Genomic DNA, 17,049 nt, shown 5'->3' on the forward strand with positions numbered 1-17,049 from the left:
TGCCTTCATGCGGTCAGACCGCCTTTCGATTGCGATAGGTTGGCATTTGCGTCTTCGTCTCCGACATACCGCTGAAATCGTTCAGGAAGAGAATCAGGTCACCGAAGGGCATGGGCTTGCCGATCCCGTAGCCCTGGGCGATATCGCAGCCCATGGATTGCAGCAGGGTAAAGGCCGCCGCCGTTTCCACGCCTTCGGCTGTCACCTTCATGCCGAGACCATGGGCCAGATCGATCGCCGAGCGCACCAGCAGGGCGTCGCGCTGGCCGCTTTCGATCTCCATGATGAACGAGCGGTCGATCTTCAGTTCGTGCGCCGGGATCTGCTTGAGATAGGCCAGCGACGACAGGCCGGTGCCGAAATCATCGATGGAGATTTCCAGCCCGCGATCGACAAAGGTATTGATCGCCGCCAGGCCGATCCGCGGATCCTCGATGACCGCCGTTTCGGTGATTTCAAGGCATATCTGGCCCACCGCCTGGTCGCATATAGTGAGCGCATGGGCATTATAGGCTTCGTCGCTGAGCAGGCGGCCGGAATAATTGATGCTGATATCGAGGTCGAAACCGGCCGATTTCAGGCGCCCCTGGTCGGCGATGCAGGTGTGCAGAACCTGGGTGGTCAGGTCGCGGATGGCGCCGGTTTCCTCGGCGATCTGCACGAAGCGCTGCGGCGAGACGTAGCCCCGTTCGGCATGGTTCCAGCGCACCAGCGCCTCCACCGAGATGATCCGGCTTTCCCGATAGCTGAACTTGGGCTGATACCAGACCTGCAGGGCCTTGCTGGCCAGGGCGGCGTAGAGCTGGTCGGTCAGCAGCAGGGTATCGGCCAGCTCGGAATAGATGCGCGGGTCGAACAGGGCGATCCGTGTCTTGGCGGCGCGGGCCTGGTCAAGCGCGATCAGGGCGCGCTCGATCATTTCATCGGGCGTCGGGCGGGCATTGGCCATATGGTAGACACCCAGGCTGACCATGACGTCGAGGCTCTGGTCCTCGGTGACCTTAATGCGCTTGTCGAGGCGGGCGGCGATGGCGCGGGCCAGCGGCAGGGCCTGGTCGACCTCGCACGGGTGGAGGCACAGACCGAGCGTATCGGCCGACAGGCGGGCGATATAGGCATTGGCGAAAATGCGGACCAGAATGTCCTGCAAACGGGCGATCAGCGTATGGGCGTAGGACACGCCCCACACGGCGCGGATATGGGCGTAGCGGTCAATGCCGATACAGACGACCACCACACCGCTGTCGATGCCCTTGTCACGCAAACCGGCAATGTGATCCTCGAAGGCCGAGCGGTTCGGCAGGCCCGTGGCCATGTCGCTCTTGGCCAAAAGGGTGATATCGCGCTCACGGTCCTCAATCGAAATCGCCATGTCGTTGAAGGCGGAGGCCAGGTCGGCCATTTCATCCTGGGTGGTGATCCGAACCTGGCCGGGCCGGCCGTCACGCAGGGCGAAAGCGGCATCCTTCAGCGCCAGGATCGGGCGGGTCAGGTTGCGCGCCAGGTAGAGGCTGGCGGCCACCACCATGCACAGGCCGAACAGGCCGATACCCAGCAGCGCGGTCAGCAGGGGCTGATAGGATTTCAGCGCCGCGCTCAAGGGATAGCTGAGCAGCAGTACGCTCTTCTGCTGGCTGTCAAGATTCGGCAGGGGCGTGGCGACGGCGATCATGGTGCCGCGGCTGGAATGGACCATGCTGGCAGCTTTGGTTTGCAGGCTCTTGTCGATGAAGAAGCTGAGTGAACTCGGCTTGTAGTCACGGGTCTGTTCCTGCGGCCCCAGCCACAGGCCGCCGCGCGTCTGGGTCAGGATGCCGGCCTTGATGGGAATCGATGACAGTCCCTGCAGGTTCTGCATTTCGTTGTCGTCGAGCCGCTGGGCGAAAACAACCCAGCCGAGGCGATCCGGGGCCATGACGGGTGCCGCCACGGCCTGATAGGGATGCGTGTCTATGGCGATGATACCATTAATGGCGCCAAACTCGTCCTTGCGGCTCAGGGCCTCGGCCAGGGTCTGGCCCAGGGAGCCCCGTTCGCCCGCCATCGGCTGGCCGTCACGGCCTATGATCAGGCCGGTTTCGATATTCAGCCGTCCCTGGAGATTGTCGAAGGCCGATTCGACCGTGGCCGTGTCGTGCGTCGCCAGGGCGGATTTGAAGCCGAAATCACGCGACAGCAGGACGGCATTGGTTTGCAGGGCGTCCGATTTCAGGGTCCAGATACGCTTGAACACACTGGCCGATGCCTGCAATTCCTTCTGGACCGACGCCCGCGCGTAGGAAACCACCGCCATATAGCTGGCCAGCGCGATCAGCAGCAGGGCCAGGGCGAAAAGCCCGCCGAACATCACGGCCAACCGGGTACTGAGGCGTTTGAAAATAAGCATAATCTAGTACTGGCCCGCCGTTGGCGCGACCTGGCGCACCTTGATACTGAAGGTCTGGACAGCGTTCGCCTTGCCGACCGTCATATTTTTTGCTGTTTGCCGCTCAGGCGCTTCCTGGTTCGGTTGCCAGACAGCCAGACTGCCGGCGCCTTCCGGCACGCTCAGGGTGACGCGGCCATCAGCGCCGGTCGTGGCATAATAGGGCGTATCGACCACGCGGATATAGGCGCTCATCGAATCGTGGATATTGCAGCCGAGCGCCACCGTGCCCGGATGGTCGAATTTCATCGTGCGGCTCTTGCCCTTGCCATAGAGGGGAAACTGAAAGGGCTGGGCCGGCGAAAAGGAATAGACATGGTGATTGACGCGATCCATGTTCGGAAAGGCCACCGTGGCGCCGGTCGGCACGGCCAGCACATATGGGGTGAACTGCACGTTCTTCTGCGCCATGACAAAGGCCCGGCCCTTTTCCGCGGCCGGTATGACGGCACCACCGGCCGGCGTCCAGGTCACCACGGCAAAGGCGACCGGCCGGCCCGACGTGTTGTTGACCGCAACGGCCAGGTCCGCGGCCATGGCGGCGGTGCCAGGCGCGAACAGAAGGACAGCCAGGACAGGAAATACATATTTCATGCGCCCGGATTATCACAACAGTTATAAAACTCGGTTAAGCGCGTATTTAAATTAAAAGTAATGAAAACCGGTTTGAGACGGTAAACTGTACCTTTGCAAAAACTGCCGAAGTATAGAATTTTCAATAGAGGAGGGCGTGCATGAGCATTATGAGATTGAATGAATTCAAAGCCTTGCCGGGAAAATTCGAGGCGCTGGTCGGCCTGTTCGAGAAGATAGTGGCGCAGATTCGCACAGTAGAAGGCAATGAGCGCTGCGAACTTTACCTTAAGGTTGCGGACGGTATTGATGAAGACGATAAGTTGATTGTTCTGGAAGTCTGGAAGAATATTGCAGCGCACAAGAACGCCGTTTCGGCAATCGATCCGAAACAGTTCGAGGCGGTCATGGCCCTGCTCAGCGAACGGCCTTCGGGGCAGTATTATACGGCGACCGAGCGTTAAGCCCTTCCCCCGGCTTCGTGCAGATTCTATAGGAAACGATCACCTATCGAAGAGTTTCCCATGGCCAGTTTCGCTAGCGACAATACCGCCCCCGTCCATCCGAAAGTGATGCAGGCCCTCATCAACGCCAATAGCGGCTATATGCCGGCCTATGGCAATGATCCGGTCACCGAAAAATTGCAGGAAACGGTACGCCTGACCTTCGGCGCACCACAGGCCCGGCTGTTCCCGGTATTCAACGGCTCAGCCTGTAACGGCCTGGCTCTGGCGCGGATGATCCGGCCTTATGAGTCGATCCTGGCGCACCGTCAGAGCCACATCAATAACGATGAATGCGGCCTGCCGGAGTTCTTCACCGGCGGCAGGATCATTGGTCTCGACGGCGATCATGCCAAATTGACCGTGGCCTCGATCGGCGACCTGATCGAGCGCACGCTCGAACACGCGCCGCATACCTCACGGCCAAAAGTGATCAGCCTGACGCAATCCACCGAACTGGGCACGGTCTATTCGCTGACCGAACTGAAAGCCCTGTCTGATTTCGCAAAGGCGCATGGCCTTTACATCCATATGGATGGCGCCCGCCTGGCCAATGCCGTGGCCTCGCTTGGCTGCACACCGGCGGAGGTGGTGGCCGGGGTCGATATCCTGTCCTTCGGCGGCACCAAGAATGGCGCCATGCTGGCAGAGGCGGCGATCATTTTCAATCCGGAACTGGTCGCCGATTTCGCCTATATCCACAAGCGCGCCGGGCAATTGCCATCCAAGGCGCGTTATGTCTCGGCGCAGTTACAGGCCCTGCTGGAAAGCGACCTATGGCTCGATCTTGGGCGTCATGCCAATGCGATGGCCAAGGCCCTGCGAGACGGCCTGATCGACCGCGCGGGCGTCGGTCTGCTGCATCCGGTCGAGGCCAACGAACTGTTCGTGACCCTGCCAAAATCAACCGCCGACCATTTATTCGCCAAAGGACATCGCTTCTATAACTGGCCGAACGAAGGCCCCGACGCCTATCGCCTCGTCACCAGCTTCGTCACCACCGAAGACGATGTAAAATCCTTCCTCAACGACTGCTAACCTCTTATACCTCCCCATCTTTGATGGGGAGGGGGACCGCGCCGCCCTTGCGGCGGGGTGGTGGGGTTTCTTACTTTTTAACGCGCACAAATACCATGTCCAAAACCACGCCCGGCACCCTGATGCTGACCAAGCTCGGCATCGCCTTCGACCTGCACCCTTACGCCTACGATCCGGACGCACCGCGCGTCGGATTACAGGCGGCCGAAGCGCTGGGTGTCGATCCATCACAGACCTTCAAAACCCTGATGGCCGAGGTGGATGGCAAGCCGGTCTGCGTGGTGGTGCCGTCGGATTGCGAGGTCAGCATGAAGAAGATGGCTGCCGCCTTCCATGGCAAGTCCGGCCACATGATGAAGGTGCCCGACGCCGAACGCCTGACTGGCTACAAGGTCGGCGGCATCTCGCCCTTCGGCCAGCGTAAAAAAACGCCGACCGTGATCGATGAAACCGCGCAACTGTTCGACACGATCTATATCAATGCCGGTCAGCGCGGACTGTTGCTGAGCATCTTACCAGACGATGCAGCGCGATCGCTGGATGCGCCATTTGCCGATTTGACGGCATAACTTTCTCCTCCCCATTTCTTAAATGGGGAGGAGAAGTAAGCCTAACTTCCGCCGAACCAGTTATAACCCAGATCTTCCCAATAGCCGCCGGGATAGACATTGGTGACGAAGATCTCGACAATATGCTTCGGGTTCTTGTAGCCGAGCTTGGTCGGCATCCGCAGCTTCATCGGAAAGCCGTATTTCGCCGGCAGCAACTGGCCGTCAAAGGTAAAGGCCAGCAGGGTCTGGCTGTGCAGGGCGGTTGGCATGTCGATGCTCGTGAAATAGCCATCAGCGCACTTGAACCCGACATATTTGCAGGTGGTATCGGCCCCTACCCGCTTCAAAAATTCGGAAAACACCACCCCGCCCCAGCGACCGATGGCGCTCCAACCCTCAACACAGATATGGCGCGTGATCTGCTCAGTGTGCGGCAGGGCATAGAGCTGCGGCAAATCCCACGGCCGGCGATCGGCGATCTTGCCCGAAAGCTGAAGCCGGAAGCTGCCGGGATCGACCACCGGCGCCTTGTCGACGCTGTAGAAGGCGTTGAACGGAAACGGTTGCTTTATATCCGCTTCAGTATAGGTCGGGGCCAGGTTATTCGGGTTGAAGATCACGCCTTGCGCGCCGTCATTAAAGCGCGACACCGCCTTCAAAATCTCTTTGACCGAGCCATAGTGATTGAGCGCAATACCGGTGGCCAGCGAAAGCCCGCCGAGCGTCAATACGTTGCCGAGCAAACGGCGTTTGGCGGGGTCTTTCAGCAGGCCATTGGCCTCCTTCAGAATGGCGTCTTCGTCTTTTTTGATTTCCGGGTCCATATCAGCGCCCCCACAACATGGCTTTGATTGTCTTAGGCACCAGCAGGGCCATGACCACATGAACGACGATAAAGGCGACGATCGCCGCCATGGCATAGAAATGGATGTAGCGCGCCACCTCATAGCCGCCGAGCAGGACACGCAGCCAGCCGAACTGAACCGACTTCCACAGCACCAGGCCGGAGGCGATCAGCACCACCAGATCGGCCATGGCGAACAGATAGGCCAGTTTCTGGATGGTATTGTACTGGCGGATATCGGCATGACTCAAATGACCCTTCAGGAATGCCTTGATATCGCTCCATAATCCCCGCGGCGTCAGTGGGAGGAATTGCCGGCCGCGCTTTGAAACCACAAACAGGACCGCATACAGGATGGCGCTGACGAACAACACCCAGATGGCGGCGAAGTGCCACTGGATCGCCCCGCCCAGCCAGCCGCCCAGTGTCCATTTCGCCGGGAACAGCCGTTCGTGAGTGAAGGGCACATTGAGGTGCAAAAAACGCGTGGCGTTATAGATGCGCCAGCCGCTCATGATCAGGATCACCACCGCGGCCGCATTGGCCCAGTGGATAATCCGCAACCACAACGGATGGATACTGGTCCGGTCATCATCCATGCGCGCCTCCCTGTCTTGCCTCAGCTTAACATGTATACGGCATGACACCAAAACAGGTTACAGGCAGGATGAAATATTGACTCGTCGACGCGCATATGTTGACGTGAACGGAAACAAAGGATTACGCATGGCCGGCCTGGATATCCGTCGCTTCAAGAAGATCAACTGGTATCCGCCGCTGATCGGCGCCGGTATCCGGGTCATTGAAACAGCGCCGGATTTCACCGCCATCACAGTCGAGATGAAGCTGCGCTGGTGGAACCGCAATGTCGTCGGCACCCAGTTCGGCGGGTCGCTCTACATGATGTGCGATCCGTTCTTCATGGCCATACTGATGACGAAACTCGGCCGTGACTATATCGTCTGGGACAAGGCGGCCTCGATCCGCTTCCTCAAGCCGGGCCGAAAGACGGTGCGCGCGCATTTCCATATCCCGCCTGCGGAAATCGCCCGCGTGAAACAGGCAGCCGATACATACGGCAAGTGCGAACCGGAATATGAGGTCGATGTGGTCGATAGCGACGGCGTCATCGTGGCGAAGGTCCACAAGACGCTCTATGTCCGCCGCAAGGACTTCAACCGCACCACTTAAGGCAGCTTCATGCCACGCATAACCGCCGGGCGGCGGCCGACTTCGGCCAGCCAATTGGTGATGAACGGACGCGCCTGGATCAGCGGCTCGACATGATCGGGCACGCGCGTGCGGTACTGCTGGAGCCACGGATAGATGGCGATATCGGCGATGGAATATTCCGCGCCGCCGACATGCTGCGATTCACTCAGGCGCTTTTCCAGCACGTTGAACAGACGCTCCACCTCGGCGGCATAGCGATTGACGCCGGTGGGAGTCTGCCCCTTGTCCGACACCACAAACCAGCCAAGCTGGCCCATCATCGGGCCTAAGCCGCCCATCTGCCACATCAGCCACTGGATCACCGTATAGCGCTCATGCGGCAGGGTCGGCAGGAAACGGCCATACTTATCCGCCAGATAGATCAGGATGGCGCCCGATTCAAACAGGCTCAGCGGCCCGCCATCGGCCGCGTCATCAACGATCGCCGGTATCTTGTTATTGGGCGAGATGGCGAGGAATTCGGGTTTGAACTGCTCGTCCTTGCCGATATTGACCGGGTGGCTTTCGTAAGGAACACCCAGTTCCTCCAGCATGATGGTGGCCTTGCGACCGTTCGGCGTGCCCCAGGCATAGAGATGTATCATGGTCCGTTCCTCTCAATAATTACCGTATAAGATGGGCGCCGGTATGGCCTGTGCAAGCCTAGCCGGGCTTAAAAACCATCAGCCAGAAGATGGCCACCACCGCCGGAAAGGCCAGTGATCCCAGCCCGATCCACCAGGCATTCAGCCGCCAGTAGGCCGCCGGCAAATCGGTCCCGCCGGCGAGCGCTTCGGCCGCCAGCCGCTTCATGCGGATCTGCATCCATACAACTGGCAGCCAGCAGGCGCCGGCGAAGACATAGAGCGCAAGGGCGGCGGCCAGCCAACTGCTTTCCATTGTAACGCCGGTAAGGTGCATCAGCATCAGGCCACTCAGGGGCTGAAAAAAGACGGCCGGCGTGGTGAAGCACCAATCGGCGATTACCACCGCGCGCGTGGCAAAGGCAATGGCGCGGACATCCTTGCCGAGATTGGCCATCAGCATGAAGAAAGCCGTGCCGATACCGGTGCCGAACAGCACGGTCGATGACAGGATATGCAGCCATTTGACGCAGAGATAAAGCATTGCCGTCGATACGCCCTGTGGTAAGATTTTGCGAACCAGAACTTAGGCCCCCCATGCCAGCGCCGCAATCACAACCTGATGAAATCTGGCTGGTCTATGACGGTGATTGTCCGTTCTGTTCGGCTTCAGCGCGTATGGTGCGCATCAAACAGGCGGTGGGCCGGCTTCATATTCTTAATGCACGGGAGGCCGCCGATCATCCGTTGATGTCCGAGATCGCCGCACAACAGCTTGATCTTAACCAGGGCATCGTCGTCAGGTTTCAGGACCGCCTCTATCATGGCCGTGACGCCCTGCACCTGCTGGCACTGATCGGCTCGGAAACGGGCTGGTTGAACCGGCTGAATGTAGCGTTGTTCCGCAACAAAAGAACGGTTGATTTCGCCTATCCTTTCCTTAGAGGCGTGCGCAATCTGGCGCTGAAGACGCTGGGGAAAAAGCCGATATGACCGAACCCATCTTTGCCGATATCTTCGCCGAACAGTGGGATATATTGCCGCCGGCGCTGAAAGCCCATTACGCCAACCGGCCATTTTCACATGATCGCGTCACCGTGTCCGGCCAACTGACCATTCGCATGGGCCCCTTGCTGCGACTGGCTTCACCGCTGCTGAAGGCCCTGAACATGCTGACGCCCTGGTCTGGCGAAGATGTGCCCTGCACGGTCACCTTTCTGAGCGAGCCGGACAGCCGCGCCTTTATCTTCGAGCGACGGTTCCATTTTCCGGGCCGTGCGCCATACGTTTTTCGCTCGAAAATGATCCCGCAGGGACCGCATGAAGTGATCGAATATATGGCCGGCGGTATCGGCTGGCACTGCGGTTATATGTATGAGAACGACCGGGTATTGTTACAGCATCTCGGCTATGTCTGGCGGGTTTTCGGCGCCGATGTGCCTCTGTCATGGCTCGGTGAATGTCTGCTTGGCCGGGGGGATGCGTTTGAAGAAGCCACGGGAGAAGACCGTTTCCGGATGCGCATGACACTTTCCGGGGGGCTGTTCGGCCGTCTGACCGAATACAGCTATGAAGGCGAGTTTACCGTGACGGAAATCGCCTGTGGCTGATGATATCCTGATCCTGGGCGGTTATGGCAATTTCGGCAAGCGCATAGCCCGCGCCCTCTCCCGGCACGGCCTGCCCCTGGTTATTGCCGGGCGCGATCTCTTTAAAGCCGAAGCCTTGTGCCGGGAACTGCCGAATGCACGACCGCTGCGGCTGGATATTCACGCGGGACTGTCCAAGGTTTTGGCGGCGGAAAAGCCGTCGGTTGTCGTCCATACCAGCGGGCCGTTCCAGGGCAGCGACTATGCCGTGGCTCGGGCCTGCATCGCCGCCGGCATCCATTATATCGATCTGGCCGATGGCCGGGATTTTGTCGGTGAATTCAGCCAACTCGACCGTGAGGCGAAGGCGGCCGGCGTCACGGTAATCAGCGGCGCCAGCACCGTGCCGGGCCTGTCATCCGCCGTGGTCGAGAATCTGAAATCCGCTTTCGCCCGCATGGATGCGCTCGATTTCGGCATTTCACCCGGCCAGAAGGCCGAGCGCGGCCTGGCCACCACGCGCGGTATACTGAGCTATGTCGGCAAGGCCCTGCGGCCTTTTGCCGGACACCCAAAGCCCTATGGCTGGCAGGATTCGCACCGCCAAACCTATCCGGTGATGGGCAAGCGCTGGCTGGCCAATTGCGATATCCCCGATCTCGATTTGTTGCCGGCCGCTTATGGCTTCACATCGGTCCGTTTTGGCGCCGGGCTGGAACTAGGCGTCCTTCATTTCGGCCTCTGGAGCTTGTCATGGCTGGTACGCGCCCGCTTCCCCCTCAAACTGCCGACGATGGCCAAACCCCTTCTGGCCGCCAGCGACGCATTCAATTTTATGGGCAGCGATATCGGCGGGATGCACGTCACGATCAGCGGCATCGATCACACCGGCGCGACGCTTACCCGTTCGTGGTTTATCGTGGCGAAATCGGGCGACGGCCCACAAATCCCCTGCGTGCCAGCCATACTACTGGCGAAGCGTCTGCATGAAAAAGACCCCGCGCTTGCGCACGGGGCCTTGCCTTGCGTCGGTCTGGTCAGGCTCGAAGATTATCTGAGCGAACTCCGGCGCTTCGATATCAAGACCTTTGAGGCTTAACCGCCGAGGAAGTCGCTCTTGCCGAGCGGCACGCCGGAATGACGCAGGATGGCGTAGGCCGTGGTCACATGGAAGAACATGTTGGGTATGGCGAAACCGGTCAGGTAACTCAGGCCGGTGAATTCCATGGTACGGCTGGGGAATTTCAGCACGACTTCGCGCGTCTCCGAACCGGCAAAACCCTTGGCATCAACCGATTTGACGAAATCGATCGTCTTTTGCAAACGCCCGTGCAGTTCGGCGAAGCTCGCCTCGTCATCGGCATAGGACGGATTTTCAACACCGCCGAGACGCGCCGCCACGCCCTTGGCCGTATCGCTCACCAGTTGGATCTGCTTCGAGAAGGGCAGCATGTCGAGTGCCAGTCGCGCATTCAGCACGGTGGCGTCCTTGATGTTCTTTTCCGCCGCCCAGGCCTCGGCCTTGCCAAGAATGGCCTTTAGGTTGGTGAGCGCATTGAGCACCACCGGCACGGACGCCTTGTACATATCGATTTGAACCGCCTCAGACATATTACCCTCTCAGTTTGTCAGTCAGGAGCCCCGCATATGGGGTCAGTTGGCCGCCTTGGAAGGTCTGGTCTGCGCAATATATTCAAGTTCGCCCTGGGCAGTCTCGTTATCCGGTTCCAGCTTCAGGGACTCCTTGTAAGCGGCCTCGGCCTCGTCCCAGCGTTCCAGTTCGACCAGCACATAGCCGCGCTTACGCAGGGCATTGGCCATCATTTCATCCGGCAGGTCGGGGTTGCGCGCCAGATAGGCGTCAAGCTGGGCCAGAGCTTCCGGGCTGCGGTGCAGCGCCGCCAGGGCCAGAGTGTCTTCGAGGATCAGGGAATGGTAATTCGGGTCGTTCTTCAGCCCTTGGGCATAGGCGTCATGCGCCGACTGGAAATCCTTGTCCTCGAAATAAATCCAGCCGACGACGAAGCCCAGCAGTGGATAGGGCAGAGCTTCCCGCTGCTCGACCTTCGTGGCGCCGAACTCTTTTTCATGTCCCTGGATCATGGCCGAAAGGGTCATAAAATCACTTAGCTCATCCGAATAGACAATGACGCTGTCGCCGCAGTGTTCGGGATGGGAGACCACATCCGGCGCATGGCCAAGCGCTGTTTTCAGATCGGGCAGCATGGCGTTCAGCTTGTCGATATCATGCGCCTGCATGAGATCGAGCGCCGACATCGCCAGGGCCATATCGGCCTTTTCCTGCGCGGCATCATGGGTGCGGCAGTCGACGATCTGTACATCAGGCAGGCGCGGCGCGGCCTCATCCGCCAAGGCCGGCGAGGCCACGAAAAAGACAGCCGCCAAAAGACCCGCAACACGTATCGTCATGATGAATATCCCCCTGCTGTGCCCCGCAAGCAGACCACACTTTCCGTCCCCAGGCAATTCCCGTTTCGGGTCATCCGCCGCCGCAATTACGCCGTATAACCGGGTGATGAATTTCGCTCGAATTATGCCGGGGGCCACTTGAAATTCATAACGGTAACTACTATTGTTACGTTTCTGATTTTGTTTCACCTCCGTAAGAGAGTTCCCATGACCAAGTTCGCTATCAAGTCCCTTTTCGCCGCCTCCGTCTTCGCCCTGGTGGCGTCTACCTCGACCTTCGCCGCCGATACCTACAAGCTCGACGCCGGCCACACCTCGGTGACCTTCCAGTATACCCATTTCGGTTTCTCGCACCCGACCGGCAAGTTCATGAATGCCGTTGGCTCCGTCACGCTCGATGACGCCACCCCCGCCAACAGCTCGGTCGAGGTCTCGTTCGACATCAACGGTCTCAATACCGGCGTGGCCGCGCTTGACACCCACCTCAAAAGCGCCGACTTCTTCGATGCCGCCAAGTTCCCGACCGCCACCTTCAAAAGCACCAAGGTTGTCCAGACCAGCGCCACCACGGCTGACGTGACCGGCGACCTGACCATCCACGGCGTCACCAAACCGGTGATCCTGAAGGTGACGCTCAACAAGAAGGACGTCCATCCGATGATGAAGAAGGTCGATGCCGGCTTCACCGCCACGGGCACGATCAACCGTTCGGACTTCGGCATGGGCAACTATGTGCCGGCCGTCAGCGACCAGGTTGACCTCTATATCGAAGCGGAAGCCATCGCTCAGTAAGGGAAGGGGGTTCGAATGTTCAGGTTAGCTACATTCTGCGTGGCTTTCGGTCTCATGGCCGCGCCGGCATTTGCCGCTGAAACCCTTACGTTCGAACCCGACCACACTTCGGTCGTCTTCCAGTATCCTCACTTTGGGATGTCGCACCCCTCAGGCAAGATCATGGGTGCCACCGGCACGCTTGTGCTCGACCGCGATGCCCCGGCCAACAGCACGGTCGATATCACGCTCGACATGAAAACCCTGACGACCGCCCTCCCCGATTTCGATACCCTGCTCAAAGGCGAAAAGTACTTCGATATCGCGCAGTTCCCGACCGCGACCTTCAAAAGCACGCAGGTGGAGATAACCGGCGAAAACACCGCTAATGTCACCGGCGACCTGACCATACACGGCATCACGCAGAGTGAAGTCCTGGCCGTCACCTTCAATAAAAAAGCCTTCAATCCCGCTCTGTTCAAGACCGGCTACGGCTTTTCCGCCACCGCGCATCTGAGCCGCAAAGCCTTCGGACTGGGTAATCTGGAGCCGATCGTCGGCGATGAAATAGACCTCATTATAGAGGCCGAGGCATATTAGCCGCTAAGGCGCGCTTTGTACTTTCCAAACCGGATCAGGTTTGGGGACAGGAGACTTCACCATGACCAGAACCCCGACCGTCTATATCCCCCACGGCGGCGGACCGTGCTTTTTCATGGAGTGGAACCCCGCCGGCATATGGGACGAAATGGGCGCTTACCTGAAGCGCCTGCGCGCCGATGTCGGGGAAAAGCCGAAAGCCCTGCTGATCGTTTCGGCCCACTGGGAAACGCCGGAATTTACCGTCATGACCAAGCCGGCGCCCGGCATGTTCTTCGACTATTACGGCTTTCCGCCGCATACCTACGAACTGAACTATCCGGCGCGCGGCTCGGAAGCCGTAGCGGCGCGCGTCCAGGCCCTGGCTGCCGAGGCCGGCATTGCCGTGGTGGCCGACAGCGAACGCGATTTCGACCACGGGGCCTTTATCCCCATGCTGATGGCCTGGCCCGATGCCGATATCCCGACCCTGCAACTGTCGCTGAAACAGGGTTTGAGCCCGCAGGAGCATATCGCTCTGGGCAAGGCTCTGGCCCCCTTGCGTGACGAAGGCGTGCTGATTATCGGTTCGGGGATGAGCTTCCATTCGATCCCGCGCCTGATGGGCCGTGGCTCCGGAAGCGGCCCGGCCTCCCATGCTTTTGATGACTGGCTGACCCGGACGGTAGCCGGCGATATCAATGGCCTGAATGACTGGGCCAGCGCCCCCGGCGCTCATGAGTGCCATCCGCGCGAAGAACACCTGATCCCGCTGATGGTGGTAGCGGGTGCGGCGGAGGGCGATACCGGACGCCGGACCTATCACGAGGATAGCCTCGGCAATACCGGCATCGCCATCAGCGCGTTTCAGTTCGGATGAATGAAAATAACCCTCCCGTCCAAGAGGGGAGGTGTCGAGCAACGCGCGGACCGCAGGTCGCAGCGCGTCGAGACGGAGGGGTAAAGCCACGCACAACAAACGCCGGTTGTTACCCCTCCACCGCTTCGCGGTCCCCCTCCCCTCCAAGAGGGGAGGATTTTTATCTACAGTCCGTCGAATAGCGCCGTCGAGAGATAGCGCTCGGCGAAGGACGGGATGATCGCCACGATCGTCTTGCCGGCATATTCCTCCTTTGCCGCCAGGCGGAAGGCGACTTCCAGCGCGGCGCCAGAGGAAATACCGACCGGCAGGCCCTCGACCTGAGCCGACTTGCGCGCCATGGCGAAGGCGGCGTCATTGGAAACCGTTTCCACGCCATCGATGATGCCGCGATCGAGAATGCCGGGAACGAAGCCGGCGCCGATGCCCTGGATCTTGTGCGGACCCGGTTCGCCGCCCGAGAGGATTGGCGAGGCTTCGGGCTCGATGGCAATCATCTTCACCGACGGTTTCTTCTTTTTCAGTGTATGGCCGATGCCGCTGATCGAACCGCCGGTGCCGACGCCGGAGACCACTACATCGACCGCGCCATCGGTATCATTCCAGATTTCCTCGGCCGTCGAAATTTCGTGAATATAGGGATTAGCCTCGTTCTCGAACTGCTGAGGAATGACCGCGCCCGGCGTCGCTTCCAGCAACTCCTGCGCCCGGTTCATGGCGCCGCGCATCCCCTTTTCGGCCGGCGTCAGTTCGAGCTTGGCGCCCAGCAGCAGCAGCATCTTGCGGCGCTCAATCGACATCGATTCCGGCATACACAGGATAACCTTGTAACCCTTGGCGGCGGCTACGAAAGCCAGCGCAATGCCGGTATTTCCGGAGGTCGGCTCGATGATGGTGCCGCCCGGCTTCAGCTTGCCTGAGGCTTCCAGTGCCGCGATCATCGAGATGCCGATCCGGTCCTTGACCGAGGCCATCGGGTTGAAGAATTCGAGCTTGGCCAGCACGGTCGCCTTGGCGCCATAGGCTTCCGAGAGGCGCGGCAGGCGGACGAGCGGCGTATCGCCCATGGTGTCGAGAATCGAATCAAAGATCTTGCCGCGGCCCTTGCGGGCGAGTTTGGATTGTGCGTCGGCCATGTGGGGTCTCCAGTTGTGGACTTTGTGGCAGGTTGTTACGTGTGAAATCCGGGGAACTATAAAGGATTTGCGATCCGCGGCCCAGGCGCCCGTGCGCTTTGTAAACCGGTCGTTAAACTTTATGAAAACATCTTAGCGCTTCCCGCCTTCAAGTTTAAGGCAAATCACCTCACACTTCGGATCAGCCAACCTAAACTGACCAGCAGGACTTCAAGATGAGCATGGATGATCTGTCAACACCGAACCTGACCCGCAGCGCCAGCGAACCGCCCGCGCATGTGGAGACCGCGCCGGCTGTTGGCGAAGCCCCCGCTGACGAAATACAGGCGACGGAAGGCTTCGAACTTAGCCCGCACGACCTGGCCACGCAACTGGTCGGCAAGCTGTGTCATGATTTCATTTCGCCCGCCGGCGCCATCATGTCGGGCCTCGACCTGCTGGAAGATCCCTCCGCCCAGGACATGAAACAGGAGGCGCTCAACCTGATCGCCGCTTCCGCCAAGAAGATGGTGACCCTGGTGCATTTCGCTCGCGTGGCCTTCGGGGCTGCCAGCACATCGGAAGCCTTCAGCGGCGCCCAGCTTGAGAAAATCCTCGGCGATGTGTTTTCGACCATGCGCGCCGAACTCGATTTCGCCATCCCGGCCGATACCCTGTTCCAGAAACCGGCTGCCCGCGCCCTGCTCAATCTCGGCCTGCTCGCCGGCAATTCGCTGCCGACCGGCGGCAAGGCGACCTTGACCGCCGTGACCGATGACAATGGCCTGACCCTGACCGCCGACGCCGCCGGTCCGCGCGCCCGCCTCAAGGCCGAAGCCGTCGAGGGCCTCAAGGGCCTGCCGCTGGGCGACGGCCTGAACGGCCAGTGGATTCAGCCGCACTGGCTGTGGTCGACCGTGCATGAAGCCGGCGGCACGCTCGACTTCTCGGTCGAGCCCGATCATCTGGTGCTGACGGTGAAACTGCCGGATTAAACGATCTCCTCCCTACGCTTGCGTGGGGAGGTGGCAGCGCCCAGTTCTTTGGGCGAAGGCCGAAGGGCTGGTGTTGCTGACGGAGGGGTGCCCCTCCACCACTGCGTAGTCCCCCTCCCCATTAAAGAAATGGGGAGGAGAGAGACAGCCAAGCTAATTCGAGCCCACCAGCACGACACCAACCAATATGGCGACATAGTGCAGGACCGCGCCGGTCAGGACATGGCCATGCCAGATGGCGCGGCGGAACTTCAGCTTTTTCATGGCGTAGAAGATGGTGCCGACGCTGTAGGCCACGCCGCCGAGCGCCAGCAGGATCATGGCTGGCAGCGGCACTTCGCGCACCATCGGCTTGATGGCGATGACCACCAGCCAGCCGAGAATAAGATAGAGCGCGATCCAGAACCCTTTGCCAAGGCCCGGCAGAAGCAGCTTGGCCAGAATGCCCAGCGCCGCCAATGACCAGACGCCCACGCTCATCCACAGGGCCCAGCCGCCTTTCAGCGCCTGGGTGGTGAAGGGCGTATAGCTGGCGGCGATCATCAGGAAGATGCCGGCATGATCGAGCCGGCGCAGGAAGGGCTGCCAGCGCGGTACGGCGAAATTATAGGCGGTGGAAAAGGCCAGCATGGCAATCATGCCGATGGCATAGATGGTGATGGCCGCCACCTTGCCGAGCAGGCCGTGGCTGACCGCCAGTCCCAAGGCCACGCCCCCGCCAAACAGGGCAAAGGCCAGGGCCACGATATGCACGATCAGGTCAGCATGGCGTGCCCAGCGCGTGGGGTAGTGTGACAGCTTTTCAGTGAATTGCTCTATGGTCATGTCTGTAGTCTAGGCCTCGAAAGGCGGCCTTCCCAATCACGATTTTGCGTTTGCGAAGACTGTAAAAATCTTACGTTTACGTAAGAGGTAAATCCGGCAAAGTAAAGGTCAAGACTCTTCAAGACAGATTACCGG

At 59.8% G+C, this 17,049-nt stretch carries 21 protein-coding genes; 11 read left to right on the forward strand and 10 right to left on the reverse strand.

What is annotated here, in order from left to right; all coding sequences use genetic code 11:
* Nucleotides 1–13 precede the first annotated feature (13 nt).
* Complete coding sequence (locus ACTHND_RS12305) at nt 14–2,386, reverse strand: putative bifunctional diguanylate cyclase/phosphodiesterase (protein ID WP_440178241.1); 2,373 nt, start codon at nt 2,384–2,386, stop codon at nt 14–16.
* 3 nt (nt 2,387–2,389) lie between these two features.
* Entirely contained in the window at nt 2,390–3,019 is a 630-nt protein-coding gene (locus tag ACTHND_RS12310) for a hypothetical protein (RefSeq protein ID WP_440178242.1), read from the reverse strand.
* A 140-nt stretch (nt 3,020–3,159) separates the two neighbouring features.
* On the opposite strand from ACTHND_RS12310, the gene ACTHND_RS12315 reads away from it, so the two are divergent.
* The 3 genes from ACTHND_RS12315 (at nt 3,160) to ybaK (ending at nt 5,108) form a co-directional block, all read left to right on the forward strand.
* Nucleotides 3,160–3,462, forward strand: a complete 303-nt coding sequence (locus tag ACTHND_RS12315; RefSeq protein WP_440178243.1) for a putative quinol monooxygenase — start codon at nt 3,160–3,162, stop codon at nt 3,460–3,462.
* 60 nt (nt 3,463–3,522) lie between these two features.
* Nucleotides 3,523–4,539, forward strand: a complete 1,017-nt coding sequence (locus ACTHND_RS12320; protein ID WP_440178244.1) for a threonine aldolase family protein — start codon at nt 3,523–3,525, stop codon at nt 4,537–4,539.
* 95 nt (nt 4,540–4,634) lie between these two features.
* Nucleotides 4,635–5,108 carry a Cys-tRNA(Pro) deacylase gene (gene ybaK, locus ACTHND_RS12325; RefSeq protein WP_440178245.1) on the forward strand — a complete coding sequence of 158 codons (474 nt, stop codon included), beginning with the start codon at nt 4,635–4,637 and terminating at the stop codon, nt 5,106–5,108.
* Nucleotides 5,109–5,149: 41 nt separating this feature from the next.
* Here the strand turns inward: ybaK and ACTHND_RS12330 are convergent, their stop codons facing one another.
* The gene (locus ACTHND_RS12330; RefSeq protein WP_440178246.1) at nt 5,150–5,914 is read right to left on the reverse strand and encodes a molybdopterin-dependent oxidoreductase; all 765 of its coding nucleotides are present in this window, start codon (nt 5,912–5,914) and stop codon (nt 5,150–5,152) included.
* A 1-nt stretch (nt 5,915) separates the two neighbouring features.
* The gene (locus tag ACTHND_RS12335) at nt 5,916–6,533 is read right to left on the reverse strand and encodes a cytochrome b/b6 domain-containing protein (protein WP_440178247.1); all 618 of its coding nucleotides are present in this window, start codon (nt 6,531–6,533) and stop codon (nt 5,916–5,918) included.
* A gap of 127 nt (nt 6,534–6,660) precedes the next feature.
* Between ACTHND_RS12335 and ACTHND_RS12340 the strand changes: the two genes are divergently transcribed.
* Nucleotides 6,661–7,125, forward strand: coding sequence for a DUF4442 domain-containing protein (locus ACTHND_RS12340; RefSeq protein ID WP_440178248.1), 465 nt, complete (start codon nt 6,661–6,663; stop codon nt 7,123–7,125).
* Here ACTHND_RS12340 and ACTHND_RS12345 read toward each other — a convergent pair.
* The gene (locus ACTHND_RS12345) at nt 7,122–7,751 is read right to left on the reverse strand and encodes a glutathione S-transferase N-terminal domain-containing protein (protein ID WP_440178249.1); all 630 of its coding nucleotides are present in this window, start codon (nt 7,749–7,751) and stop codon (nt 7,122–7,124) included. The two genes, ACTHND_RS12340 and ACTHND_RS12345, sit on opposite strands and share 4 nt — an antisense overlap.
* A gap of 58 nt (nt 7,752–7,809) precedes the next feature.
* A complete protein-coding gene (locus ACTHND_RS12350) occupies nt 7,810–8,274 on the reverse strand; it encodes a DUF2269 family protein (protein WP_440178250.1) in 465 nt (154 codons plus the stop codon).
* A gap of 53 nt (nt 8,275–8,327) precedes the next feature.
* Between ACTHND_RS12350 and ACTHND_RS12355 the strand changes: the two genes are divergently transcribed.
* The 3 genes from ACTHND_RS12355 to ACTHND_RS12365 are packed head-to-tail and all read left to right on the forward strand — an operon-like array spanning nt 8,328 to nt 10,418.
* Nucleotides 8,328–8,723 carry a DCC1-like thiol-disulfide oxidoreductase family protein gene (locus tag ACTHND_RS12355; RefSeq protein WP_440178251.1) on the forward strand — a complete coding sequence of 132 codons (396 nt, stop codon included), beginning with the start codon at nt 8,328–8,330 and terminating at the stop codon, nt 8,721–8,723.
* A complete protein-coding gene (locus ACTHND_RS12360; RefSeq protein ID WP_440178252.1) occupies nt 8,720–9,340 on the forward strand; it encodes a DUF4166 domain-containing protein in 621 nt (206 codons plus the stop codon). The genes ACTHND_RS12355 and ACTHND_RS12360 overlap by 4 nt, the downstream gene beginning before the upstream one ends.
* Entirely contained in the window at nt 9,333–10,418 is a 1,086-nt protein-coding gene (locus ACTHND_RS12365) for a saccharopine dehydrogenase NADP-binding domain-containing protein (RefSeq protein WP_440178253.1), read from the forward strand. Before ACTHND_RS12360 ends, ACTHND_RS12365 begins: the two co-directional genes overlap by 8 nt.
* On the opposite strand, the gene ACTHND_RS12370 is transcribed toward ACTHND_RS12365, so the two are convergent.
* Both ACTHND_RS12370 and ACTHND_RS12375 read right to left on the reverse strand, forming a co-directional pair.
* A complete protein-coding gene (locus ACTHND_RS12370) occupies nt 10,415–10,930 on the reverse strand; it encodes a DUF1993 domain-containing protein (RefSeq protein WP_440178254.1) in 516 nt (171 codons plus the stop codon). The genes ACTHND_RS12365 and ACTHND_RS12370 overlap by 4 nt on opposite strands.
* Nucleotides 10,931–10,972: 42 nt before the next feature.
* A complete protein-coding gene (locus tag ACTHND_RS12375) occupies nt 10,973–11,749 on the reverse strand; it encodes a tetratricopeptide repeat protein (protein WP_440178255.1) in 777 nt (258 codons plus the stop codon).
* Nucleotides 11,750–11,956: 207 nt separating this feature from the next.
* Between ACTHND_RS12375 and ACTHND_RS12380 the strand changes: the two genes are divergently transcribed.
* From ACTHND_RS12380 to ACTHND_RS12390, 3 genes are all read left to right on the forward strand, one after another.
* Nucleotides 11,957–12,541, forward strand: coding sequence for a YceI family protein (locus ACTHND_RS12380; protein ID WP_440178256.1), 585 nt, complete (start codon nt 11,957–11,959; stop codon nt 12,539–12,541).
* A gap of 15 nt (nt 12,542–12,556) precedes the next feature.
* Nucleotides 12,557–13,120 carry a YceI family protein gene (locus tag ACTHND_RS12385; RefSeq protein ID WP_440178257.1) on the forward strand — a complete coding sequence of 188 codons (564 nt, stop codon included), beginning with the start codon at nt 12,557–12,559 and terminating at the stop codon, nt 13,118–13,120.
* A gap of 61 nt (nt 13,121–13,181) precedes the next feature.
* On the forward strand, nt 13,182–13,979 hold the full coding sequence (locus tag ACTHND_RS12390) for a DODA-type extradiol aromatic ring-opening family dioxygenase (RefSeq protein WP_440178258.1): 798 nt from the start codon (nt 13,182–13,184) through the stop codon (nt 13,977–13,979).
* 164 nt (nt 13,980–14,143) lie between these two features.
* Here ACTHND_RS12390 and cysK read toward each other — a convergent pair whose 3' ends face one another.
* On the reverse strand, nt 14,144–15,115 hold the full coding sequence (cysK, locus tag ACTHND_RS12395) for a cysteine synthase A (protein WP_440178259.1): 972 nt from the start codon (nt 15,113–15,115) through the stop codon (nt 14,144–14,146).
* Between the two features lie 215 nt (nt 15,116–15,330).
* Between cysK and chpT the strand changes: the two genes are divergently transcribed.
* Nucleotides 15,331–16,089 carry a histidine phosphotransferase ChpT gene (gene chpT, locus ACTHND_RS12400; RefSeq protein WP_440178260.1) on the forward strand — a complete coding sequence of 253 codons (759 nt, stop codon included), beginning with the start codon at nt 15,331–15,333 and terminating at the stop codon, nt 16,087–16,089.
* A gap of 153 nt (nt 16,090–16,242) precedes the next feature.
* Here chpT and trhA read toward each other — a convergent pair whose 3' ends face one another.
* Nucleotides 16,243–16,914: a PAQR family membrane homeostasis protein TrhA gene (trhA, locus tag ACTHND_RS12405; protein WP_440178261.1), complete on the reverse strand. Its 672-nt coding sequence runs from the start codon at nt 16,912–16,914 to the stop codon at nt 16,243–16,245.
* Between the last annotated feature and the right edge of the window lie 135 nt (nt 16,915–17,049).

The organism is Asticcacaulis sp., assembly GCF_051954415.1.
Classification (GTDB): domain Bacteria; phylum Pseudomonadota; class Alphaproteobacteria; order Caulobacterales; family Caulobacteraceae; genus Asticcacaulis.